At 60.6% G+C, this 24,025-nt stretch carries 19 protein-coding genes and 2 tRNA genes; 9 read left to right on the top strand and 12 right to left on the bottom strand.

What is annotated here, in order from left to right; translation table 11 throughout:
- Nucleotides 1-106: 106 nt before the first annotated feature.
- A complete protein-coding gene (locus CKW25_RS05425) occupies nt 107-1,597 on the bottom strand; it encodes an aldehyde dehydrogenase family protein (RefSeq protein WP_095078166.1) in 1,491 nt (496 codons plus the stop codon).
- A 164-nt stretch (nt 1,598-1,761) separates the two neighbouring features.
- On the opposite strand from CKW25_RS05425, the gene CKW25_RS05420 reads away from it, so the two are divergent.
- From CKW25_RS05420 to nadE, 3 genes are all read left to right on the top strand, one after another.
- Nucleotides 1,762-2,673 (top strand): LysR family transcriptional regulator, encoded by a 912-nt coding sequence (locus tag CKW25_RS05420; protein WP_095078165.1) that lies wholly within the window; start codon nt 1,762-1,764, stop codon nt 2,671-2,673.
- 301 nt (nt 2,674-2,974) lie between these two features.
- Nucleotides 2,975-4,201 (top strand): nicotinate phosphoribosyltransferase, encoded by a 1,227-nt coding sequence (pncB, locus tag CKW25_RS05415; protein ID WP_095078164.1) that lies wholly within the window; start codon nt 2,975-2,977, stop codon nt 4,199-4,201.
- 4 nt (nt 4,202-4,205) lie between these two features.
- Nucleotides 4,206-5,033: an ammonia-dependent NAD(+) synthetase gene (gene nadE / locus CKW25_RS05410; protein ID WP_095078163.1), complete on the top strand. Its 828-nt coding sequence runs from the start codon at nt 4,206-4,208 to the stop codon at nt 5,031-5,033.
- 306 nt (nt 5,034-5,339) lie between these two features.
- On the opposite strand, the gene azu is transcribed toward nadE, so the two are convergent.
- The gene (azu, locus tag CKW25_RS05405; RefSeq protein WP_095078162.1) at nt 5,340-5,789 is read right to left on the bottom strand and encodes an azurin; all 450 of its coding nucleotides are present in this window, start codon (nt 5,787-5,789) and stop codon (nt 5,340-5,342) included.
- A gap of 343 nt (nt 5,790-6,132) precedes the next feature.
- Here azu and CKW25_RS05400 point away from each other — a divergent pair, with 343 nt between their 5' ends.
- Both CKW25_RS05400 and CKW25_RS05395 read left to right on the top strand, forming a co-directional pair.
- Nucleotides 6,133-6,720 (top strand): TIGR00730 family Rossman fold protein, encoded by a 588-nt coding sequence (locus CKW25_RS05400; protein ID WP_095078161.1) that lies wholly within the window; start codon nt 6,133-6,135, stop codon nt 6,718-6,720.
- A gap of 68 nt (nt 6,721-6,788) precedes the next feature.
- The gene (locus tag CKW25_RS05395; RefSeq protein ID WP_095078160.1) at nt 6,789-6,968 is read left to right on the top strand and encodes a hypothetical protein; all 180 of its coding nucleotides are present in this window, start codon (nt 6,789-6,791) and stop codon (nt 6,966-6,968) included.
- Between the two features lie 348 nt (nt 6,969-7,316).
- On the opposite strand, the gene CKW25_RS05390 is transcribed toward CKW25_RS05395, so the two are convergent.
- The 8 genes from CKW25_RS05390 to rnr all read right to left on the bottom strand — a co-directional run bounded on the left by CKW25_RS05390 (nt 7,317) and on the right by rnr (nt 17,200).
- Nucleotides 7,317-9,620, bottom strand: coding sequence for a YgiQ family radical SAM protein (locus CKW25_RS05390; protein ID WP_095078159.1), 2,304 nt, complete (start codon nt 9,618-9,620; stop codon nt 7,317-7,319).
- Between the two features lie 279 nt (nt 9,621-9,899).
- Nucleotides 9,900-11,294 (bottom strand): replicative DNA helicase, encoded by a 1,395-nt coding sequence (dnaB, locus tag CKW25_RS05385; protein WP_095078158.1) that lies wholly within the window; start codon nt 11,292-11,294, stop codon nt 9,900-9,902.
- A gap of 122 nt (nt 11,295-11,416) precedes the next feature.
- On the bottom strand, nt 11,417-11,863 hold the full coding sequence (gene rplI / locus CKW25_RS05380) for a 50S ribosomal protein L9 (RefSeq protein ID WP_095078157.1): 447 nt from the start codon (nt 11,861-11,863) through the stop codon (nt 11,417-11,419).
- Between the two features lie 19 nt (nt 11,864-11,882).
- Nucleotides 11,883-12,776, bottom strand: a complete 894-nt coding sequence (locus CKW25_RS05375) for a hypothetical protein (RefSeq protein ID WP_095078156.1) — start codon at nt 12,774-12,776, stop codon at nt 11,883-11,885.
- A gap of 36 nt (nt 12,777-12,812) precedes the next feature.
- Nucleotides 12,813-13,043 carry a 30S ribosomal protein S18 gene (gene rpsR / locus CKW25_RS05370; protein ID WP_002551829.1) on the bottom strand — a complete coding sequence of 77 codons (231 nt, stop codon included), beginning with the start codon at nt 13,041-13,043 and terminating at the stop codon, nt 12,813-12,815.
- A gap of 28 nt (nt 13,044-13,071) precedes the next feature.
- Nucleotides 13,072-13,494 carry a 30S ribosomal protein S6 gene (gene rpsF, locus CKW25_RS05365; protein ID WP_095078155.1) on the bottom strand — a complete coding sequence of 141 codons (423 nt, stop codon included), beginning with the start codon at nt 13,492-13,494 and terminating at the stop codon, nt 13,072-13,074.
- 317 nt (nt 13,495-13,811) lie between these two features.
- On the bottom strand, nt 13,812-14,576 hold the full coding sequence (gene rlmB, locus CKW25_RS05360; RefSeq protein WP_095078154.1) for a 23S rRNA (guanosine(2251)-2'-O)-methyltransferase RlmB: 765 nt from the start codon (nt 14,574-14,576) through the stop codon (nt 13,812-13,814).
- On the bottom strand, nt 14,573-17,200 hold the full coding sequence (rnr, locus tag CKW25_RS05355; protein ID WP_095078153.1) for a ribonuclease R: 2,628 nt from the start codon (nt 17,198-17,200) through the stop codon (nt 14,573-14,575). Before rnr ends, rlmB begins: the two co-directional genes overlap by 4 nt.
- Nucleotides 17,201-17,425: 225 nt before the next feature.
- Between rnr and CKW25_RS05350 the strand changes: the two genes are divergently transcribed.
- From CKW25_RS05350 to CKW25_RS05335, 4 genes are all read left to right on the top strand, one after another.
- A tRNA-Leu gene (locus CKW25_RS05350) sits at nt 17,426-17,512 on the top strand.
- 165 nt (nt 17,513-17,677) lie between these two features.
- A tRNA-Leu gene (locus CKW25_RS05345) sits at nt 17,678-17,764 on the top strand.
- 215 nt (nt 17,765-17,979) lie between these two features.
- Complete coding sequence (locus tag CKW25_RS05340; protein ID WP_095078152.1) at nt 17,980-18,990, top strand: extracellular solute-binding protein; 1,011 nt, start codon at nt 17,980-17,982, stop codon at nt 18,988-18,990.
- The gene (locus CKW25_RS05335; RefSeq protein ID WP_095078151.1) at nt 18,990-20,555 is read left to right on the top strand and encodes an iron ABC transporter permease; all 1,566 of its coding nucleotides are present in this window, start codon (nt 18,990-18,992) and stop codon (nt 20,553-20,555) included. Before CKW25_RS05340 ends, CKW25_RS05335 begins: the two co-directional genes overlap by 1 nt.
- A gap of 45 nt (nt 20,556-20,600) precedes the next feature.
- Here CKW25_RS05335 and CKW25_RS05330 read toward each other — a convergent pair whose 3' ends face one another.
- The gene (locus tag CKW25_RS05330; RefSeq protein ID WP_095078150.1) at nt 20,601-22,535 is read right to left on the bottom strand and encodes a methyl-accepting chemotaxis protein; all 1,935 of its coding nucleotides are present in this window, start codon (nt 22,533-22,535) and stop codon (nt 20,601-20,603) included.
- 149 nt (nt 22,536-22,684) lie between these two features.
- Nucleotides 22,685-23,974, bottom strand: a complete 1,290-nt coding sequence (locus CKW25_RS05325; protein WP_095078149.1) for an adenylosuccinate synthase — start codon at nt 23,972-23,974, stop codon at nt 22,685-22,687.
- Between the last annotated feature and the right edge of the window lie 51 nt (nt 23,975-24,025).

The raw sequence follows: 24,025 nt of genomic DNA, 5'->3' as shown, positions 1-24,025 counted from the left end.
GCGATGGACGTTAACGATAACGCGTGCTTTCTGATTAAACGCGCTACCTTTGAGTTCATCGCGAGCACGCTCGCTCCTACAAGGGGGTCACGGTTCGACTCGAGAACTAGTCGAACGTGATGCCCTGTGCCAACGGCAGCTCCAGCGAGTAGTTGACCGTATTGGTCTGCCGGCGCATGTAGCCACGCCAGGCATCGGAGCCCGATTCGCGACCGCCGCCGGTTTCTTTTTCACCGCCAAACGCGCCGCCGATTTCTGCCCCGCTCGGACCAATGTTGACGTTGGCAATGCCGCAGTCACTGCCCACCGCCGACATGAATTGTTCGGCTTCACGCACGTCCGTGGTGAAGATGCACGACGACAAGCCTTGCGGTACCGCGTTGTTCAGGCGCAGCGCTTCGGCGAAGTCGCTGTAGCCGACCACATACAGAATCGGAGCAAAGGTCTCGCTGCACACCACGTCGCTCTGCTCCGGCATTTCCACGATGGCCGGCGAGACGTAGTACGCATTCGGGAACTGGCCCTCGAGCTGACGCTTGCCGCCAAACACCCGGCCGCCTTCACTCAAGGCCTGTTCCAGCGCGTCCTGCATGCTCTCGAAACTCTGCTTGTCGATCAGCGGCCCCACCAGGTTGCCTTCCAGCGGGTGGCCGATACGCACTTTGGAGTAAGCCGCCTTGAGGCGGGTGACAATCTCTTCCTTGACCGACTCGTGGGCGATCAAGCGACGCAGGGTGGTGCAACGCTGGCCGGCGGTGCCGACCGCACTGAACAGGATGGCTCGCACCGCCATGTCCAGGTCAGCGCTTGGGCCGAGGATCATCGCGTTGTTGCCCCCCAGTTCCAGAATGCTGCGGGCGAATCGCGCAGCGATCTTCGGCGCCACTTCACGTCCCATGCGGGTACTGCCGGTGGCGCTGACCAGGGCCACACGCGGGTCGTCCACCAACGCTTCGCCGGCATCGCGGCCGCCGATAATCACCTGGCTCAGGTACGGCGGGGCATCACTGAAGTTTTTCACTACGCGCTCGAACAGCGCCTGGCAGGCCAGGGCGGTGAGCGGGGTCTTCTCCGACGGTTTCCAGATCACCGAGTTACCGCAGACCAGCGCCAGGGTGGTATTCCAGGCCCAGACCGCGACCGGGAAGTTGAAGGCGCTGATCACCCCCACCACCCCCAGTGGATGCCAGGACTCGCGCATGTGGTGGCCCGGACGTTCGGAGGCGATGGTCAAGCCGTACAACTGGCGCGACAGGCCGACGGCGAAATCACAGATGTCGATCATTTCCTGTACTTCACCCAGGCCTTCCTGAGTGATCTTGCCGGCTTCCCAGGACACCAGTTCGCCCAGGTCGGCCTTGTACTCACGCAGTACTTCGCCGAACTGGCGCACCAGTTCACCGCGACGCGGGGCCGGGACCTTGCGCCACAGGTCGAACGCATGCTCGGCGCGACTGACCTGCTGCTCGACTTCGGCGGCACCTTCCCAGTTCACCGAGGCAATCTGGCTGCCGTCGATCGGTGAATGCACGGGCTGTTTGCCGTTCTGGTACAGGGCCGGGTTCACCCCCAAACGATCAAGCAATGCGGCAACCATGGGTCACTCCTTCAAAGTGAAAAGCAGAAAATTCACAGCCCGCTGACACGCGGCTACAGGCCTTTAGTTGTAGCCGGCCCGAGACTTGCCAACAAACGACGATTAGGCGAGATATCATTCCGTTTATTCATGCAAAGCGTTGCAACAAGAACAAGGGACCTCCCATGCTGAATAAACGCCACCTGCCCTCGATCACCGCCCTGCAGTGCTTCGAGGCGGTCACCCGTCACCTGAGCTTCACCCGCGCCGCCGAAGAGCTGAACCTGACCCAGAGCGCCGTCAGCAAACAGGTCGCCCAACTCGAAGAGCTGCTGCAGCACCTGCTGTTCCGTCGGGTGCGCCGGCGCCTGCAAATGACCCCGGCGGGGGATTTGTATCTGGTTGAAGTCCGAAAAATCCTCACGCAAGTCGAGATGTCGACGCATTACCTGCGCTCCTACGGCGGCGAGACGGAAGTCCTGCGGGTATCCACGCCTTCTACCTTTGGCGCGCGCTGGCTGGTGCCACGCCTCAAAGGCTGGCGCCTGCGTCATCCACAGATTCACCTGGACCTGTGCAACGAGCAGGAGGCTGACGACCTGCTGCAAGGGCGCAGCGACCTGGCGTTCTACTTCGGACAGGGCTCACGGCCCGGCACCGAGTGCCTGAAGCTGTTTGGCGAAGAACTGGTGCCGGTGTGCGCACCCGGCAGCCTGCCGGATCGGCCGTTCACCGACCCGACCCAGCTCACCGACCTGGTGCTGTTGCAAAATGCCTCGCGGCCACAAGCCTGGCACGACTGGTTCGACAGCCAGGGTTACCAGACCGAGCACAGCTACCACGGCCCGCGCTTCGAAACCTTCTACATGTGCATCCGTGCAGCGCAAGTCGGCTGCGGTGTCGCCCTGCTGCCCCGGTTCCTGGTGGAAGAGGAACTGGCTGACGGCAAACTGGTCATTCCCTGGCAGCATGCAATGCCCAGCAGCGATGCCTATTACCTGGCCTACCCCGAACACTCGGCGGAAGTGCCCAAGGTGCGTGACTTCGTGAAGTGGATGCTGGAGCAGATCGATAGCCCGGATGCGCCGCAGATTTGAGGATTCACAAAAACCTGCGGCCAAGCACAACCTTTGTGGCGAGGGAGCTTGCTCCCGTCGGCCAGTCCGCGTTCGGGCGAAGCCGCCGCAAAACGGTAAATGCCTTCTTCCCGATAGAACGCAGTGGCTGTAGTCGGGGCCGCTTTTCACCCCAACGGGAGCAAGCTCCCTCGCCACAGAGATCGCTATCGTCCAAAAAATCGCTGGCACTACCCGCCACGGATATGCGCCACTAGCCCCTTTCATTGATACCGCTGCAACGTCGCTGCCACAGGCCGCGACCCGCCTGGAGAGACCCGTTATGAGCGAGAGTGTGTTTGCCGATCGCATCGTGCAGAACCTGCTCGACACCGACTTCTACAAGTTGACCATGATGCAGGCGGTGCTGCACAACTACCCCAACGTGGAAGTCGAATGGGAATTTCGCTGCCGCAATAGCGAGGACCTGCGCCCTTATCTGGCGGAGATCCGTTTTCAGGTCGAACGCCTGGCCGAGTTGAGCCTGAGTGCCGATCAGCTGGGTTTCCTGGAGCGTATCAGCTTCCTCAAGCCGGACTTCCTGCGTTTTCTCGGGCTCTTTCGCTTCAACCTGCGCTACCTCCACACCGGTATCGAGAACGGCGAACTGTTTATCCGCCTGCGCGGACCATGGCTGCATGTGATTCTGTTCGAGGTGCCACTGCTGGCGATTGTCAGCGAAGTGCGCAACCGCTATCGCTACCGTGAAGTTGTCATGGAGCAGGTGCGTGAACAGCTGTATCGCAAATTCGACTGGTTAAGCGCCAACGCCAGCGCCGATGAACTCGCGCACCTGCAGGTAGCCGATTTCGGCACCCGTCGACGCTTCTCCTACCGCGTGCAGGAAGAAGTGGTGAACGTGCTCAAGCACGATTTCCCCGGGCGCTTTGTCGGCACCAGCAATGTGCATCTGTCCCGCGAGCTCGACATGAAGCCGCTGGGCACCATGGCCCACGAATGGATCATGGCCCACCAGCAACTGGGCCCGCGCCTGATCGATAGCCAGATCGCCGCGCTGGATTGCTGGGTGCGCGAGTACCGTGGGTTACTGGGCATCGCCCTGACCGACTGCATCACCACCGATGCCTTCCTCAACGATTTCGACCTGTACTTCGCCAAGCTGTTCGACGGCCTACGCCACGACTCCGGCGACCCGATCATCTGGGCCGAAAAAGCCATCGCCCACTACCATAAGCTGGGTATCGAGCCGATGAGCAAGACACTGGTATTCTCCGACAGCCTGACACTGCCCAAGTCGCTGGAGATATTCCGGGCGCTGCGCGGTCGGATCAATGTCAGCTTCGGCATTGGCACCAACCTGACGTGCGACATTCCGGGTGTCGACCCGATGAGCATCGTGCTTAAAATGGCAGCCTGCAATGACCAGCCCGTCGCCAAGATCTCCGACGAACCTGGGAAGACACAGTGCAAAGACCCGAATTTCGTCGCCTATTTGCGACATGTGTTTCAAGTACCTGCCGCCCTATCTGGCATTTCAAGCAAGGAGTGAATTCATGCAAGCCGTACAGCGTGAGATTGCTGAACAGCTCAAGGTCCAACCGCCATTCGCCGACCAGGCCGCCCTGGAAGCTGAAATCGCGCGGCGGATCCGCTTCATCCAGGACTGCCTGCTCAATTCCGGGCTCAAGACCCTGGTGCTCGGTATCAGCGGCGGCGTCGATTCGCTGACCGCGGGCCTGCTGGCGCAGCGTGCCATGCGTGAGTTGCGTGATCGCACCGGTGATGCGAGCTACACATTCATCGCCGTGCGCTTGCCGTACGAGACCCAGTTCGACGAGCACGAAGCCCAGGCCTCGCTGGACTGCATCGCCCCGGATGAGCGCCACACGGTCAACATCGGCCCGGCGGTCAAGTCCCTGGCCAATGAAGTCGCGGCCTTCGAAGGCAAGCAGGCGGTGTCCGTGGATTTCGTGCTGGGCAATACCAAGGCGCGGATGCGCATGGTTGCCCAGTACACCATTGCCGGTGCCGCCCATGGCCTGGTGATTGGCACCGACCACGCCGCCGAAGCGGTCATGGGGTTCTTCACCAAGTTCGGGGATGGCGCCTGCGACCTGGCCCCCTTGAGCGGCCTGGTGAAAAACCAGGTCCGGGCGATTGCCCGCAGCTTCGGCGCACCGGAGTCGCTGGTGGAAAAAATCCCCACTGCCGACCTCGAAGACCTGGCGCCCGGCAAGCCGGATGAAGCGTCCCACGGTGTGACCTACGCCGAGATCGACGCCTTCCTGCATGGCGAACCGGTACGCGAGGAAGCGTTCAAGATCATTTGTGACACGTACAGAAAGACCCATCACAAGCGTGTGATGCCGTTCGCGCCTTGATCGGTGGGGTGCCTGAACCGACGCCATCGCGAGCTTGCTCGCGATAAACGATCAGGAGGTCAAACGCCAGGCACAAAAAAAGCGTCCCGAGTGGATAATGCCAGTCAGTTAAGAGAAATAAAGCCGAACACGAAACCCGTGGCGAGGGAGCTTGCTCCCGCTGGGGCGCAAAGCGGCCCTGTTTTTGGGCTGCTACGCAGCCCAGCGGGAGCAAGCTCCCTCGCCACGGGTACTATGTTCGGCTGGTCTTTGGCTTAACTGATCGGCATTATCCCGAGTGGACGCTTTTTCATGAGCCTGAATCGATTACTTCAGGGTAATCGTGCCTTTCATCATCGAGATGTGGCCCGGGAACGAACAGAAGAAACCGTATTTTTCGGCAGCGTTGAGTTTCGACACGTCGAAGGTCACGGAGTCCTTCTCGCCAGCACCAATGATTTTGGTGTGGGCGATGATGCGTGCATCACCTTCTTTCAGGTAGTTCTTGTCGATGCCGGCGCTCAGGCCATCAGTGGCGATCGGTTGCATGTCCGCATCTTTGCTCACCACAATGTTATGGCCCATGACGTTCTTCGGCAGGCTGCCGGAGTGGCCCAGGTTGATGGTGAATTCCTTGCAGCTCTTGTCGATGGTGATGTCCTTGGTGTTGAAGGACATCTGATCAGTAGAATCGACGTCGATCGAGCACTTTTCAGCCGCCATCAATTGGCTGCTGGCCAGCGTCAACAGGGATACCGCAACAAGTTTGGCAAACATGGTGAATCTCCAAGGCAGGGTTATCAAAATCCGTATGGCGTAAAGACTGCCTGAATTTACTGAAAGTTCATATGTCTTGAGTCAATAATTGTATACATGTTTCAGGCTATGACACTCATCGAAACAATCTACCAGCCAGACACTGCGCCCGGGCCTAAGATCGCCTCATTGTTCCTCCTGCGGAGTACCTGCCATGTCCATCGATAGCCTGTTGTACAGCCTGCTGGCCGCCTACGCCTGTGGTGCCAGTGGCACCTGTGAAGCACCTCGTCGCGAGGATTAGCCCTTGGAGCGACACGCCCCAGCCATTACTCTGCGCTCGTCACTGATCATGGAGTAAGGCATGTCTTTAGCGTCTGTTTGTGTGTTCTGTGGTGCCAGCACTGGCACCAACCCCGCCTATCGGGAGGCGGCCATCGCGCTCGGCCAGGAGCTTGCCCGACGCAAGCTGACCCTGGTGTACGGTGGCGGCGCGGTCGGCCTGATGGGCATCGTTGCCGATGCGGCGTTGGCGGCGGGTGGCGACGTGATCGGGATCATTCCCGAAAGCCTGAAGAGCAAGGAAATCGGGCACAACGGCCTGACACGCCTGGAAGTGGTCGACGGCATGCACGCCCGCAAGGCGCGCATGGCCGAGCTGAGCGATGCCTTCATCGCCCTGCCAGGTGGCCTGGGGACGTTCGAGGAGCTGTTCGAAGTCTGGACCTGGGGCCAGCTCGGCTATCACGGCAAACCGCTGGGTTTGCTGGAAGTGAACGGTTTCTACAGCAAACTGACCGCTTTTCTTGATCATGTCGTCGGCGAAGGCTTCGTTCGCGAGCAGCACCGTGACATGCTGCAAACGAGCGAATCGCCGGCGAATCTGCTGGACGCGCTGGATGCCTGGCAACCGGTAGTCGCGCCAAAATGGGCCGGGCAAAAACCCGGCTAACCCATGGCCCCGGTTTAAAGGCAGAATACGCGCCGCTCAACCTCACCTTCGACCCCAGAGGATCGCCCATGGCCAAACCTAATTATTCCTTCGCCAAACGTCAGAGAGACTTGGCCAAGGAGCAGAAGAAAGAGGAAAAGCTTCAGCGCAAGAAAGCAACCTCTGAAGACGCTGCACTGAACCCTGAGGGTGAAGTGACAGCAACAGACGATGTTGATGCACCGAAAGACCAGGCGCCCGACGCCTGAGCCCCTCAGGGCCTGATGATCTGATCAGGCCCACCAGGATCTGCGTCCGGGGTCGGCAGTGACATTGCCGACCCTCGCAGCCCCCTCCCACTGCCTACCCACCTGTAAAGCACTCGGCAATGGCCGATCACGGACCTGTGACAAGGGCGGTGACTCGCGCTGTAGCACGACGCACTCCTGACACCGGCTTCCGCACTTCATCAGACCCGGCGCGCTCATCGATTTTGCGCCCGCTGCATCCGAACGCCGGCCGGCCGATGGGAGCAAGCCCCCTCGCCACGACAAAAGCACGATCAGAACGCAAAACGCCAACCCGAAGGTTGGCGTCTTGCTTGGAGCACGCGCGGCTTAGCGCGGCACGACCGGCTTACGGGCGGGCTTGGGGCCCTTGCCTTTGGCTGCGTCCTTGCGCTCCTTGGCGGCCTGCTGGTTGCGGGAAAATGCCGCGGCCTTGGCCTGTTCACGCTTGTCCCACGGATTGCCACCATCGCTGGCACGCGGCGGCAGGCCGGTGTGCTGGGTGAGGATCTTGGTGGTTTGCTCTTTCGCCACTTTATGGCTACCGGCTGGCGTCGAGTTCTTGCGACGGGCGCTCTGGTAGCTGTCGGTGGCCGGCTGGTGCAGCGGGATCAACTGGTTCTTGCCCGGCCCGATCAGGTCGGCGCGACCCATGCGGATCAGCGCCTCACGCAGCATCGGCCAGCCTTTCGGATCGTGATAACGCAAGAACGCCTTGTGCAGACGACGCTGCTCTTCGCTCTTGACGATGGTCACGCCGTCGCTCTTGTAGGTGACCTTGCGCAACGGGTTCTTGCCCGAGTGGTACATCGCGGTGGCGGTGGCCATCGGCGACGGGTAGAACGCCTGCACCTGGTCCGCGCGGAAACCGTTGCCCTTGAGCCACAGGGCCAGGTTCATCATGTCTTCGTCGGTGGTGCCCGGGTGGGCGGCGATGAAGTACGGAATCAGGTACTGCTCCTTGCCCGCTTCCTTGGTGTACTTCTCGAACATGCGCTTGAACTTGTCATAGCTGCCGATGCCCGGTTTCATCATCTGGTTGAGCGGACCTTCCTCGGTGTGTTCCGGGGCGATCTTCAGGTAACCACCGACGTGGTGGGTCACCAGCTCCTTGACGTACTCCGGCGACTCGACCGCCAGGTCATAGCGCAGGCCGGAAGCAATCAGGATCTTCTTCACCCCCGGCAAGGCACGGGCGCTGCGGTACAGCTGAATCAGCGACGAGTGGTCGGTGTTCAGGTTCGGGCAGATGCCGGGGAACACGCACGACGGCTTGCGGCACGCGGATTCGATTTCCGGGCTCTTGCAGGCAATGCGGTACATGTTCGCGGTCGGGCCACCCAGGTCGGAAATCACCCCGGTAAAACCTGGCACCTTGTCGCGGATCTCTTCGATTTCGCGAATGATCGACTCTTCGGAGCGGTTCTGGATGATCCGGCCTTCGTGTTCGGTAATCGAGCAGAACGTGCAGCCGCCGAAGCAGCCACGCATGATGTTCACCGAGAAGCGGATCATGTCGTAGGCCGGGATCTTCTCCTTGCCATACGCCGGGTGCGGAACACGGGCGTAAGGCATGCCGAATACGTAGTCCATCTCTTCGGTGGTCATCGGAATCGGTGGCGGGTTGAACCAGACGTCGACTTCGCCGTGCTTCTGTACCAATGCGCGAGCGTTGCCCGGGTTGGTTTCCAGGTGCAGCACGCGGTTGGCGTGGGCATAAAGCACCGAGTCGCCACGGACTTTTTCCACCGAAGGCAGGCGGATCACGGTCTTGTCGCGGGTCATGCGCGGGCTGGCCAGGATCTGCACGACCTTGGCTTCCTGCGGATCTTCAACCGGCCCCTTCTCCTGCTCGATGGCGCAGGCCTGGGTATCCTGGGTGTTGACGTACGGGTTGATGATCTTGTCGACCTTGCCCGGACGGTCGATACGGGTGGAGTCCACTTCGTACCAGCCTTGCGGCGTGTCGCGACGAATGAACGCGGTGCCGCGCACATCGGTGATGTCTTCGATCTTGTGCCCGTAGGACAAGCGCTGGGCCACTTCGACAATGGCCCGCTCGGCGTTGCCGTACAGCAGGATGTCGGCGCTGGCGTCGATCAGGATCGAGTTGCGTACCCGGTCCTGCCAGTAATCGTAGTGGGCAATGCGGCGCAGGGACGCTTCGATGCCGCCGAGGACGATCGGCACATGCTTGTAGGCTTCCTTGCAGCGCTGGCTGTACACCAGGCTCGCGCGATCCGGACGTTTGCCAGCCATGCCACCAGGGGTGTAGGCGTCATCGGAACGGATTTTCTTGTCAGCGGTGTAGCGGTTGATCATCGAGTCCATGTTGCCGGCCGCGACACCGAAGAACAGGTTCGGCTCGCCGAGCTTCATGAAGTCGTCTTTGGACTGCCAGTTCGGCTGGGCAATGATCCCGACGCGGAAGCCCTGGGACTCCAGCAGCCGGCCAATGATTGCCATGCCGAACGACGGGTGGTCGACGTACGCATCACCGGTGACGATGATGATGTCGCAGGAATCCCAGCCAAGCTGATCCATCTCCTCCCTGCTCATCGGCAGGAATGGCGCTGGACCGAAGCATTCGGCCCAGTACTTGGGATAGTCAAATAACGGCTTGGCTGTTTGCATGACGGTGACCGGTGTTGAGATGAAAAATCGCGGGCGCGGAATATAGCACAAATTTTGACCAATTCCGACGGCTATGGTCGGAAATTGTTGCGGCCACTGCCAGGACAAACTGCATCCAGACACATACCCCCTGTGGCGAGGGAGCTTGCTCCCGCTCGAGTGCGAAGCAGTCGTAGAGTCAGCGAACGCGAGCTATCTGGACAGCGTGGTTACAGGTTTTGGGGCTGCTGCGCAGCCCAGCGGGAGCAAGCTCCCTCGCCACAGAAGCCCTCGCCACAGTTACTCGTCGTCGAAGTTATAGCTGCCCGGCGCCAGGTTTTCGAAGCGGGTGTACTTACCGATGAATGCCAGTCGTGACGTACCGATCGGGCCGTTCCGCTGCTTGCCGATGATGATTTCGGCGATGCCTTTGTGCTCGGTTTCCGGGTGGTACACCTCGTCCCGGTACACGAACATGATGACGTCGGCGTCCTGCTCGATCGCTCCGGATTCCCGCAGGTCAGAGTTGATCGGGCGCTTGTTCGGTCGTTGCTCCAGGGAGCGATTGAGCTGCGACAGCGCCACGACCGGGCAGTTGAATTCCTTGGCCAGGGCTTTCAAGGAACGGGAAATTTCGGAAATCTCGTTGGTCCGGTTATCGCCACCGGAGCCTGGAATCTGCATCAGTTGCAGATAGTCGATCATGATCAGGCCGACCTCGCCATGCTCACGCACCAGGCGTCGGGTCCGCGCACGCATCTCCGACGGGCTGATGCCGGCGGTGTCATCGATGAACAGCTTGCGATCATTGAGCAGGTTGACCGCCGAAGTCAGGCGTGGCCAATCGTCATCTTCCAGGCGACCGGCGCGGACCTTGGTCTGGTCGATCCGGCCCAGGGACGAGAGCATACGCATGATCAGCGATTCGCCTGGCATCTCCAGCGAGTAGACCAGCACGCACTTGTCGCTGCGCAGTACGGCGTTTTCCACCAGGTTCATCGCGAAGGTGGTTTTACCCATCGACGGACGACCGGCGACGATGATCAGGTCCGACGGTTGCAGGCCACTGGTCATTGCGTCGAGGTCGGTATAACCGGTGGACAGGCCGGTGATGGCGTTGTCGGTGTTGAACAAGGTGTCGATGCGGTCGATGGCCTTGGTCAACAGCTCATTCACGCCCACGGGGCCGCCGGTTTTCGGACGGGCCTCGGCAATCTGGAAGATCTGCCGTTCGGCTTCGTCGAGGATCTCGGCAGCGGAGCGACCTTCCGGGTTGAACGCGCTGTCGGCGATTTCGGTACTGATACCGATCAACTGACGCAGGGTCGCCCGCTCGCGAACGATCTGCGCATAGGCCTTGATGTTGGCGACCGACGGCGTGTTTTTCGCCAGTTCGCCCAGGTAACCGAGGCCGCCGACTTGCGAGGTCTGACCCTCCTTGTCCAATTGCTCGGCCAGGGTCACGACGTCGATCGGCGAATTCTGATCGGCCAGCTTGGCAATCGCACGGAAGATCAGACGGTGGTCATGACGATAGAAATCACCATCCGAGACCTGATCGAGCACGCGTTCCCAGGCGTTGTTGTCCAGCATCAGACCACCGAGCACGGCCTGTTCGGCCTCGATGGAATGCGGCGGCACTTTCAGCGCGGCGGTTTGCAGATCGTATTGCTCAGGAGCGGAGATATCGTTCATGGCCACTTGGAATTAGTTGTAGAAAATCAGGAACCGCAGAATGACAAAGGGCACGACCTGTAAACAGGATCGTGCCCGATGTTACCGGCAAGCACCCAAGGGTGCCAGCCGACAAGTGCTGCTTAAGCTGCTACCACGACAACGCGTACGGTGGCTTCAACTTCAGCGTGCAGGTGCACGGCTACGTCGAATTCACCTACGTTGCGGATGGTGCCGTTCGGCAGACGAACTTCGCTTTTTGCAACTTCAACGCCAGAGGCGGTCAGTGCATCAGCGATGTCGTGAGTACCGATCGAACCGAACAGCTTGCCTTCGTCACCGGCAGTGGCAGTGATGGTCACTTCCAGCTCAGCCAGTTGGGCAGCGCGGCTTTCAGCCGAAGCTTTCTTGTCTGCTGCAGCTTTTTCCAGATCAGCGCGACGCTCTTCGAACGCAGCCAGGTTGGCAGCGGTCGCAGCGGTAGCTTTGCCGTAAGGCAGCAGGTAGTTACGGCCGTAACCAGCCTTAACGTTCACTTTGTCGCCCAGGTTGCCCAGGTTGGCGACTTTTTCCAGAAGGATCAGTTGCATGTGAAAATCCTCTTAACTTTTAACCTTCACCGTTCGCGTTATCAGCGTCTTTCGGCGCCGAACGACCGCGAAAATCAATCAGGCTGTCGACAATGGCCAGGACCACCAGCAACGGATAGATCAGCTGCATAAACAGCAACAGCGTTACGTACAACCCCACCAGCCAAAACTTGGCCAGTCGCTTTTCAGCCACCAGCCCATGAATCAGGGCCAGCCCGGCGAACACCAGCGGTACGCTGCACAACGGCGTCAACATGGCCATCTGGGTACCGAAGTTCGGCCCCAGAAGCATGCACGCCAGCAGCAACATCGCCGGCCCCAGCGGGATCCGGATGGCGCGAAACTCGCGACCAAAACCACCGGGGTTGTACAACAACGCCTGCCAGTAGCGCCCGACAATCAGGCTCAGCACACTGACGATTTGCAGCAAGGCCGCTATCAGGCCGGTCAGGACCGGGGCAATCAGGGCGGCAAGACGCGCTCGCTCCTCTTCCGACAATTGTTGGTAGAGGTCACCAAGGGCCATCGGCAGGATCTTTACCAGTTCCTGCGACAGCAACTCGATGTGAGGACGGAAAACCGCACCCAGCACCACTGAAAACACCACTCCTATCGCTACGCTGACCAGCAGCGTGCGGTTCCAGGACCCACTTGCGCGCAAAACCAGCGCAAGGCCCGAAGACCCCAGCAGCACCATGAGTGCGCGTGGATCATCGGAATACAGCCACCAGATCAAGGCCGGCAGTATCCCCAGAGCAAGAACGCCCAGGGCGTCCTTCAATCCGCGCCGCAGCAGCACAAGGCTCCCGGCGGCAGCACCCAACCAGTACAACAACGGCAATGCCGCGCATCCAGCCACTACCAGAGTGGCCTGCATACGGCCGCGCATGATGAACTCTGCTATGGCGCGCATGCATTCAATCCTTTGCTACGTGTCGACTGCCCGGTCTCAGCGGCCGTGGCTGTCGGTGTAGGCCAGCAGGGCCAGGAAGCGGGCGCGCTTGATAGCGGTGGCCAGCTGACGCTGATAACGAGCTTTGGTACCGGTGATGCGGCTTGGAACGATTTTGCCGGTCTCGGATACATAAGCTTTCAGAGTGTTGAGATCTTTGTAATCGATCTCTTTCACGTCTTCAGCGGTGAAGCGGCAGAATTTACGACGACGGAAGAAACGTGCCATGTAATTGGCTCCTCAAAAGGTCCGTGGATTACTCGTCAGCGTTATCGCTGGCGTCGCTGTCATCACCCTCAACGCCTTCGGCGTCGGAGTGCTCAGGACGGTCGCGACGCTCACGGCGCTCACTGCGGTTTTCTTCAGCCTTGAGCATCTCGGATTGGCCGGTAACGGCTTCTTCGCGACGGATGACCAGGTTACGGATCACTGCATCGTTGTAGCGGAAGTTGTCTTCCAGCTCGGCCAGGGCCTTGCCAGTGCACTCAACGTTCAGCATCACGTAGTGAGCCTTGTGAACATTGTTGATTGCGTAGGCCAGTTGACGACGGCCCCAATCTTCCAGACGGTGGATTTTGCCGCCGTCTTCTTCGATCAGCTTGGTGTAACGCTCAACCATGCCGCCGACTTGCTCGCTCTGGTCAGGGTGGACCAGAAAGATGATTTCGTAATGACGCATGAATGCTCCTTACGGGTTGTAGCCTGCCGCTCAAAAGCGGTCAGACAAGGAGTGAATGACACTTATGGACTTGCGGACGCTAGACACGTTGGTGCCTGCCATCACAGCAAGGGGCGCAATTGTAGAGAAGGGACAGGAGAGGTGCAAGGCAATTGGCGATTATTTGAACAGTTCGTTCACACCACCCATATTTACCATGGCAGAAACCACAGTGGGAGCGGGCCTGCTCGCGAATGCGGCACTACATCCAACATCTTTGCTGAATGTCACTCCGCTTTCGCGAGCAAGCCCGCCCCCACCGCTCGATCGTATTCGACTTACTTCTTGGCCGCAGCCTTGGCCTTGGCACTACGCTGACGCTGCGCTTCGAACAGGCAGACACCGGTCGCCACGGACACGTTGAGACTGCTGACACTGCCAGCCATCGGCAAATTCACCAGGTAGTCGCAATGTTCGCGCGTCAGGCGGCGCATACCCTTGCCCTCGGCACCCATGATCAGGATGGTCGGGCCAGTCAGGTCCTGGTCATACAGGCTGATCTCAGCCTCCCCCGCCGCACCGACAACCCACAGGCCACGCTGCTGGAGCTTCTCCAGGGTACGCGCCAGGTTGGTCACGGCGACCAGCGGAATCACTTCCGCGGCACCGCAGGCGACTTTTCGTACAACCGGGGTCAAGGTGGCGGACTTGTCCTTTGGCACGATCACTGCCAGCGCACCCGCCGCATCGGCCGAACGCAGGCAGGCGCCAAGGTTGTGCGGGTCAGTCACGCCATCGAGCACCAGCAACAGTGGCGCGCCTTCAGTGCGATCCAGCAGCTCATCGAGCATCGCTTCGCCCCAGACCTGGCTCGGACTCACCTCCGCTACCACGCCCTGGTGCACGCCCTCGACCCAGGCATCCATTTCGCGGCGCTCGGCCTGGCCGACCTGGACACGGTTTTCGTTGGCCAGCTCGATCAGGGTCTGCACCCGCGGATCACCGCGACCTTCGGCCAGCCAGATCTGCTTGACGCGCTTGGGGTGATGACGCAGCAACGCTTCCACAGCATGCACGCCGTAGATTTTTTCCAACTGACTCATGACTTGGCCTTAGGTTTACGCGCCCCGCCACTTTTGGCTGGGGCCGAGCCCGCTTTTGGCGGACCTTTACGGTGTTTACTCGGTTTGGCTGGCTTGCCGCCGGAGGCCTTTTCAGGCGCCGACCGTCCGGTCTTTCCCCCAGACGCCGCTTTACCGCCGCTTTTCGCTTCGGCCAGCAATGCTTGTTTCATTTCACGACTTTTGCGCACTTCGGCGTTTTTCGCCGCTGCATCGCTTGGGCGATAGGCTTCCGGCGCCTTTTCCTTCGCAGGACGGCGGCCGGTTTTTGCCGGAGCAGGCTCGGCAGCAGTCTTGGCCGCCGGCGCCGCGGTCTCTGCGCCACGCTTCTTGCGACCAATCGGTGCGCTGATGGTTTTTTCAGCCATCTCGAAGTCGATCTTGCGCTCGTCCAGGTCAACCCGCATCACGCGCACTTCGACGGTATCGCCGAGGCGGAAGCTGCGACCGGTACGCTCACCGGCCAGGCGGTGATGGACTGGGTCGAAGTGGTAGTAGTCGCCCGGCAAGGCGGTCACGTGGACCAGGCCCTCGACATAGATATCGGTCAGCTCGACGAACAGGCCGAAACCGGTCACGGCGGTGATCACACCCGGGAACGACTCGCCCACGCGATCCTTCATGAACTCGCACTTGAGCCAGTTCACCACGTCGCGAGTGGCTTCATCGGCACGGCGCTCGCTCATCGAGCACTGCTCGCCCAACTGCTCCAGAATCGCTTCATCGTATGGATAGATACGCGCTTTCGGGATGCTCATCGCACCGGCACGCTTGACGTGCGGGGTATCCATTTTGGAATGGATAACGCTGCGAATCGCCCGGTGCGTGAGCAGGTCCGGGTAACGACGAATCGGCGAGGTGAAGTGGGTATAGGCTTCGTAATTCAGGCCGAAGTGGCCCTGGTTATCCGCGCTGTACACCGCCTGGCTCAACGAGCGCAGCATGACGGTCTGGATCAGGTGGAAATCCGGACGATCCTTGATACCGGCCAGCAATGCCTGATAGTCCTTCGGCGACGGGCCGTCCTTGCCTTTGTGCAGGGACAGGCCGAGCTCACCGAGGAAGGCGCGCAGTTTTTCCAGGCGCTCCGGCGGCGGGCCATCGTGAACGCGATACAGCGCAGGAATTTCGTGCTTCTTCAGGAACTCAGCGGTGGCCACGTTGGCCGCCAGCATGCATTCCTCGATCAGCTTGTGCGCATCGTTGCGAACCGTCGGACGGATTTCCGCGATCTTGCGCTCGGTACCGAAGATGATCCGGGTTTCCTGGGTCTCGAAATCGATCGCGCCGCGCACGTGACGGGCGGCCAGCAATACCTTGTACAGCGAGTAGAGCTGCTTGAGGTGCGGCACGACGTCGGTGTATTCGCCACGCAGCTGACGGGCCTCGGTGGATTTCGGCTGCTCCAGCATCGCGCTGACCTTGTTGTAGGTCAGGCGGGCGTGAGAGTGAATCACCGCTTCGTAGAAGCAGTAGTCGGTCATTTCGCCAGACTTGGAGATGGTCATCTCGCAAACCATGGCCAGACGATCGACATGCGGATTCAACGAGCACAGGCCGTTGGACAGCTGCTCAGGCAGCATCGGCACCACGCGCTCGGGGAAGTACACCGAGTTGCCACGGACCTGGGACTCGGCATCCAGCGCCGAGCCGATCTTCACGTAGCTGGAGACGTCGGCGATCGCCACGTACAGCTTCCAGCCACCGGAGAACAGGCGCAGCTTGCCCGGCTTGGCTTCGCAGTACACCGCGTCGTCGAAGTCGCGGGCATCTTCGCCGTCGATGGTGACGAACGGCAGATGGCGCAGGTCGATGCGCTTCTCTTTGTCTTTTTCTTCGACTTCCGGCTTGAGCTTGGCCGCTTCCTTGAGCACCGCTTCAGGCCAGACGTGAGGAATGTCGTAGGTGCGCAGGGCGACGTCAATCTCCATGCCCGGCGCCATGTAGTTACCGACGACTTCCACCACATCGCCCTGCGGCTGGAAGCGTGGCGTCGGCCAGTGAGTGATCTTCACTTCAACGAATTGGCCGATCTTGGCATTGGCGTTACGGCCCGGGGTAACCAGCACTTCCTGCTGGATCTTCGGGTTGTCGGCAACGACGAAGCCGATACCGCCCTCTTCGAAGTAACGGCCGACGATCGTCTCGTGGGCACGGGACACCACTTCGACGATCATGCCTTCGCGGCGACCGCGACGGTCCAGGCCGGAAACCCGCGCCAGGGCACGGTCGCCATCGAACACCAGGCGCATCTGCGCCGGGCTCATGAACAGGTCGTCACTGCCGTCGTCCGGGACCAGGAAGCCGAAGCCGTCACGGTGACCGCTGATGCGGCCCAGGATCAGGTCGAGCTTGTCCACCGGCGCGTAAGTGCCACGACGGGTGTAGATCAGTTGAGCGTCGCGCTCCATGGCGCGCAGGCGGCGACGCAGGGCTTCGATCTGGTCTTCTGTGGTCAGACCAAACTCTTCGACCAGTTGCTCGCGGTTAGCAGGCGAACCTCGATCAGCAAGGTGCTGAAGGATCAGTTCGCGGCTAGGAATAGGGTTTTCATATTTTTCCGCTTCACGAGCGGCCTCGGGATCGAGGGACTGCCAATCGGCCATTAGAGAGTTTTCACCTTGTCTATATGCGGGTTAGTTTGGCATACGCGTATTGAAACGGGAAATTTCAGGCTCTAGAAGCCTCTAAAAGCCCCTTCCTGGCTCCGGAATAATACCGCCGGGCACCATTCGCGAAATTTTCCAGGTTTTTTTAAAACCAGGGGTTTACAGTTAAATGGACGCTCCGTATAGTGCGCGCCATCGACGACGCACAACGTTGCCGATACTGCCCAGATGGTGAAATTGGTAGACACGCCAGCTTCAGGTGCTGGTGACCGCAAGGTCGTGGAAGTTCGAGTCTTCTTCTGGGCACCAATTCAGAGCTTGAGATTAGTTCAATTTCAAGGCTCACACAAAAACCCGCGAAAGCGGGTTTTTGCATTCTGGGCGTTTTATTTAATTTTATTAAATCAGGGGTTTACAGATCAAACGACGCTCCGTATAGTGCGCCACATCAACAGCGGCAACGTTGCTGATACTGCCCAGATGGTGAAATTGGTAGACACGCCAGCTTCAGGTGCTGGTGACCGCAAGGTCGTGGAAGTTCGAGTCTTCTTCTGGGCACCAATTCAAATTCAAGGTCACGATCTTGAATTTCACAGAAACCCGCGAAAGCGGGTTTTTGCGTTTCTGGCATCTGAAAACTCCAGGCACCTCCTCTCCACAGCGTTCAGCACCAGCCCCATAGCAAACCCTCACCCTCGCCGCAAGACGCACTTGAGAAACAATATCGTTTATCATTGTTGCAAGACTTTGCAATGCGACAGTGAGGAACCCTGCGAATGATGTTTCGAAATACCCTGCGCCGCGGCCTGACCATCACCCTGCTGGGGCTGACCCTGACCTCCCCGCTCACCCAGGCCGCCGACCCGGTTTCCCTGACGCTGTACAACGGCCAGCACAAGGAAGTCGGTGACGCTGTCGCCAAAGCCTTCGAAGCCAAGACCGGCATTCACGTCAACGTACGCAAAGGCAGCAGCAACCAGCTCGCCAGCCAGATCGTCGAAGAAGGCGATCGCTCGCCGGCCGACGTGATCTACACCGAAGAATCCCCACCCCTGAACAAACTGGGCGAACAAGGCCTGCTGGCCAAGGCCGACGACGCCACCCTTGCCGTTCTGCCCAAGGAATACGTTGCCAGCAATGGCACCTGGATCGGTGTCACGGCCCGGGTCCGGGTGGTTGCCTACAACCCGAAACTGATCGACGAAAAAGACCTGCCCAAATCGGTCATGGAATTCTCCGACCCGCAGTGGCAAGGTAAGGTTGGCTTCGTCCCCACCAGCGGTGCGTTCCAGGAACAAGCGGTCGCGATCATCAAGATGCACGGAATGGACGCCGCCGAAGAATGGCTGACCGGCCTGCGCGCGTTCGGCAAGACCTACAGCAACAACATGGTGGCCTTGAAGGCGGTGGAAAACGGTGAAGTCGCCACCGTACTGGTGAACAACTACTACTGGTTTGCCCTGCAACGGGAAAAAGGCCAGCTCGATTCAAAACTGTATTACTTCACTGACGGCGATGTCGGCGGCCTGATAACCGTCTCCAGCGCAGCGGTACTCAAGTCCAGCAAACATCCGGAACAAGCCCAGCAACTGCTGGCATTCATGGCCAGCGAAGAAGGCCAGCGCGTGATCACCCAGACCACCGCCGAGTACCCGCTGCACACTGGCATGCAATCGGATCGCGGGCTCAAGCCGTTCAGTGAACTGCAAGCGCCAAAGGTCACGCCAGCCGACCTGGGTAACGCCGAAGAAGCCCTGGAACTGGAACGCGAAGTTGGCTTGAACTGATGAGCCTGCCGCTGCCCGCCCCTGCGACTCGTGCAGGCTACATACCCCGACGCAAACGACCATCGATCGGGTTGCTGCTGCCGGTTCTGCTGCTGGTCTGCCTGAGCCTGCTGCCCTTGCTGTATGTCGGCCTCAAGGCCTGGCAGGCCGGCTGGGCAGAGGCGGTGCATTTGTTATGGCGCCCCTACGTGCTTGGCCTGCTGCGCAATACGCTGCTGTTGATGATCGGGGTGACGGTGGTCTGCGCCCTCATCGGCCTGTCGCTGGCCTGGCTACTGGAACGCAGCAACTTGCGCGGCCGGCGCGTGTGGGGGGTGATCCTGTGCCTGCCATTCGCGGTTCCGGCATTTGTCAGCAGCTTCACCTGGGTCTCCTTGAGCGCGAGCTTCGAGGGACTGGGCGGGGCGATCCTGGTGATGACCCTGTCCAAGTACCCGCTGGTGTTTCTGCCGGTGGCGGCCACACTGCGCAATCTCGACCCGTCACTGGAAGAGTCGGCCCGCACCTTGGGGCTGAACCGCTGGAGCATCTTCGTCAAGATCACCCTGCCGCTGCTCTGGCCATCCCTGCTGGCCGGCTCGCTGCTGATTGCCCTGCACATGCTGGTGGAGTTCGGCGCTTTGTCGATCATCGGCCTGCAAACCTTCACCACGGCGATCTACCAACAGTTCGAACTGGAGTTCAGTAACGCCAACGCGGCGATGCTGTCGGCGGTACTACTGGCGCTGTGCCTGATGTTGTTGTGGCTGGAGTTGCGGGTACGCGGCAAAGGCCGGCACGTGCGCATCGGCCAGGGCGCGGCCCGGCATGCCGAGCAAGTGCGGCTGGGCGGCTGGGCTGTCGGCGGGCAGCTCTATTGCTTGTTACTGGCGGTTATCGGCAGCGGGGTCCCCTTGGGCATGCTGGCGTACTGGCTGGCCGTCGGCTCATCCGCAGCGTTCCCGGTGGCCGCGATCGGCGAAGCCTTGCTGTCGTCGCTGGCACTGTCCCTGGGCGGCGCAGCGCTATGCCTGGTGCTGGCGGTGCCCGTGGGCCTGCTGGTGGTTCGCTACAAGGGTCGCCTGGCGCTGTGGGCCGAGCGCCTGCCGTATCTGCTGCATGCACTGCCAGGCCTGGTGATCGCACTGACGCTGGTGTACTTCGCCTTGCACTACGTGCCGGCGCTGTATCAGACCTCGGGATTATTGCTGATTGCCTATGCGCTGCTGTTCCTGCCCCTGGCCCAGGCGCCGATACGCACGGCACTGAACAAGGCAGCCCCTCAGCTGGAGGAAGCGGCAAGAACCCTCGGCGCCTCCTCATTGACCGCGTTCGTGCGGGTGACGCTGCCGATCATCTTTCCGGCGCTGGGCGCAGCCTTTGCCCTGGTGTTTCTGGATGCGATGAAGGAACTGACGGCGACCTTGCTGTTGAGCCCGACCGGACTCAACACACTGGCGACCGAGGTCTGGGCGCATACCGCTAACGTGGAGTTTGCGGCTGCGGCACCTTATGCGGCGTTGTTGATCCTGGTGTCGGGGTTGCCCGTATATCTACTGACGACGCGGATGTATTTGAGCCGCTGAGACCGCCATCGCGGGCAAGCGGAGCGCCGCCCGCGATGGCACCCATTACGCCCTGAACTGCCCCAGGCTCGCTTTCAACTGGGCGGCCAGGCCGTCCAGCACCTTGCCGCTGACCGTGGTCTCTACCACCGCCTGAGCCGCTTTCTCGGCCTGCGCATGAATGGTCTCGACCCGCCCCCGCACCGCTTGCGCCCCCTGGGCCTGATGAGCCGCAGCCTGAGTCGCCAGGCCAATGGCCGCATGGACCTGCTCGACGGACACCTGCACCGACTGCTGCAAACGCGCACTGTCGCGCAATACCAGCAGCCCCTCGCTGGCCTGACGCCCGGCCTGCCCAATTGCCGCCACGGCCTCACGAGCGCCCTGCTGCAAGGCACCAATGTGCGCCTGGATGTCGCCGGTCGAGCTTTGCGTCTTGCTGGCCAAGGCCCGCACCTCGTCCGCCACCACCGCGAATCCGCGCCCGGTTTCACCGGCACGCGCCGCTTCGATGGCGGCGTTCAGCGCCAACAGGTTGGTCTGCTCGGCAATCCCGTGGATCACCTCCAGCACCACCTCAATCTGCTCGCTCTGTTGCGCCAGCCGCTCGATGACCTTGGCCCCGGTGTCGACCTGCCCGGCCAACGCCTCGATCAGGCTGCCGACCTGCGCCGAGGTCCGGGTGTTTTCGTCCGTCGCCTGGCGGATGTCCACCACCTGCTGCAAGGCCGCCTGCATGGCCTGGCTTTCGGCCTGCGCCTCATCCGCCATTTGCGACAACGCCCGCAGGCTCTCCGCCACCTCATCACGCTGGGAGGCCGCCGCCGCGTCCGCACCGGCATTGCGCTGTGTCATGGCGCCGATTTCAATGCCCGTGCGCTGAGCCACATCACCGGCCTCACGTACGATGGGCTGCAACTTATCCACAAAGCGGTTGACCGCCGACGCCATGTCGCCGATTTCGTCCTTGCTGCTGATCTTCACTCGCTTGGTCAGGTCCCCCTCTCCCGCCGCCAGGTCGTCCATGGCGGCAATCAGCAGCTTCAAACGATTGACCACGCGCCGCCCGAGCACCACTGCCAGCAGCAGCAAGACACCACAACCGACCAGCGCCAGCGCCATGCCGATCCGCCAGCGCAAGGTCGCAGCGGCTTCCTGTACGGTACTGGTGGTATTGGCCTTCATCTCGCCGGCGGTGGCTTGCGCCGACTGCAAGCGCGAACGCATGGCCGTGGCACTGTCGGCCGCCGCCCCCTTGAGGCTGTCGCCGACCAACTGGTCGCTGCTGGCGATCAACGCCGAGAAGCGCTTGTCGAGGGCGGCCAGGTTACTTTCCACCGAAGCCGTGGAGACCCCCATCAGCACCTTGCCGATTTCCACGCCATTGGGATTGATCGAGGCTTCGACGTAGTAAACCGAAGGATCGTTTTTCGCCGCGTCCAGGACTTTGTCCAGCGCCCGTTCACCCTGGCCCTTTTCCAAAAGGGCCTTGTTGATCGGGTTTTCCCGGTTCAGGTACCGCGTCAGGTGCTGGCCGGTGGCATCGTCGTAGACCACGAACAACACGTTCGGATTGCGCTGGGCACGCCGGGCGAACTCCGACAGGGTTGGAACGTCGCTATCCCACATGGCGCGAGGCGCAACCGAAGCCAGGAGTTGGGCCATGTCATTGGCCGAATCCTTCAGGTCCTTTTCCAGCGTGGTGCGCAACTGCGCCTGCTCATCCTCGAGCCGCGAGGACAAGCCACTCGTCAGGCGCTGGCGGGTGCTGGTGGACAGGCTGTCGAGACTTGAGGTGACCTCGCGTCCGGCCTGCTCGAGTTCGCCAGAAAGCTTCTGACTATCCGCACCCAGGCGAGCCCCCAGATCCGCCTCCAATGCCGTCACGGTGCTCCGGGTCAGCGCAACAGCCACCAGGACCTGCACCAAAAGAGCGATACCAAGGGTAACGAACACCGGCCGCAACAACCGGCTTTGTAACAGTGAGAGAACGGCCGACACTTAAAATCCCCCTGCTTGACGCCATTAATATGATGGCACGCTGAAAGCGATGCGCTTAATGGACTTCACAGCAAAGGTCATGCCGTCCGGCAGGCAGAAACGACAAAGGGCCCTATCAAGGGCCCTTTGTGTTTTACATCAACAGCTTATTAAGCGAACGGGTGACGCAGAACGATGGTTTCGTTGCGATCCGGACCTGTCGAAATAATGTCGATCGGCGCGCCGATCAGCTCTTCAACGCGCTTGATGTAAGCACGGGCGTTAGCTGGCAGCTCTTCCAGGGTTTTGGCACCCACGGTCGACTCGGTCCAGCCCGGCACTTCTTCGTACACCGGCTGCAGGCCCAAGTAGCTGTCAGCGTCAGTCGGGGCAATGTCCTTGCCTTCTGCATCTTTGTAGCCGACGCAGATGCTGATGGTTTCCAGACCGTCGAGTACGTCCAGCTTGGTCAGGCAGATGCCCGAGATGCTGTTCACATCGATAGCGCGACGCAGGATAACCGCGTCGAACCAGCCACAACGACGAGCACGGCCGGTAGTCGCGCCGAACTCGTGACCTTGTTTGGCCAGGTGCGCACCGACTTCGTCGAACAGTTCAGTCGGGAATGGACCCGAACCTACACGTGTGGTGTAAGCCTTGGTGATGCCCAGGATGTAGTCCAGGAACATCGGGCCAACACCCGAACCGGTAGCAACGCCGCCAGCGGTGGTGTTGGAGCTGGTCACGTACGGGTAGGTACCATGGTCGATGTCCAGCAACGAACCCTGGGCGCCTTCGAACATGATGTCTTTGCCGGCGCGACGCAGCTCGTGCAGCTCGGCAGTCACGTCCAGCATCAGCGGCTTGAGCAGCTCAGCGTATTCCTTGCACTCGGCCAGGGTCTTGTCGAACTCGATGGCTGGCTCTTTGTAGTAACCCACCAGCATGAAGTTGTGGTAATCCACCAGTTCACGCAGTTTGTCTTCAAAGCGCGGCATGTTGAGCAGGTCGCCCACACGCAGGCCACGACGCGCAACCTTGTCTTCGTAGGCTGGGCCGATGCCGCGACCGGTAGTACCGATCTTCAGCTCGCCACGGGCCTTTTCACGGGCCTGGTCCAGCGCCACGTGGAAGGACAGGATCAGCGGGCAGGACGGGCTGATACGCAGGCGCTCGCGCACCGGTACGCCTTTCTCTTCCAGCTTGGTGATCTCGCGCAGCAGGGCGTCAGGTGCAACCACCACGCCGTTGCCGATCAGGCACTGCACGCCTTCGCGCAGCACGCCCGACGGGATCAGGTGCAAGACGGTTTTCTCACCGTCGATCACCAGCGTGTGGCCAGCGTTGTGGCCACCCTGGTAGCGCACTACGGCGGCAGCATGTTCGGTCAGCAGATCAACGATCTTGCCTTTGCCCTCATCACCCCATTGGGTGCCCAGGACTACGACATTCTTACCCATAACACTTGTCCTCATTCGCGCAAACTTGGTGCCGGCAACGCCGGCAGGAAA

The organism is Pseudomonas sp. Irchel s3h17, from assembly GCF_900187505.1.
Classification (GTDB): Bacteria; Pseudomonadota; Gammaproteobacteria; order Pseudomonadales; family Pseudomonadaceae; genus Aquipseudomonas.
This window is presented reverse-complemented; position numbering and strand designations above follow the sequence as displayed.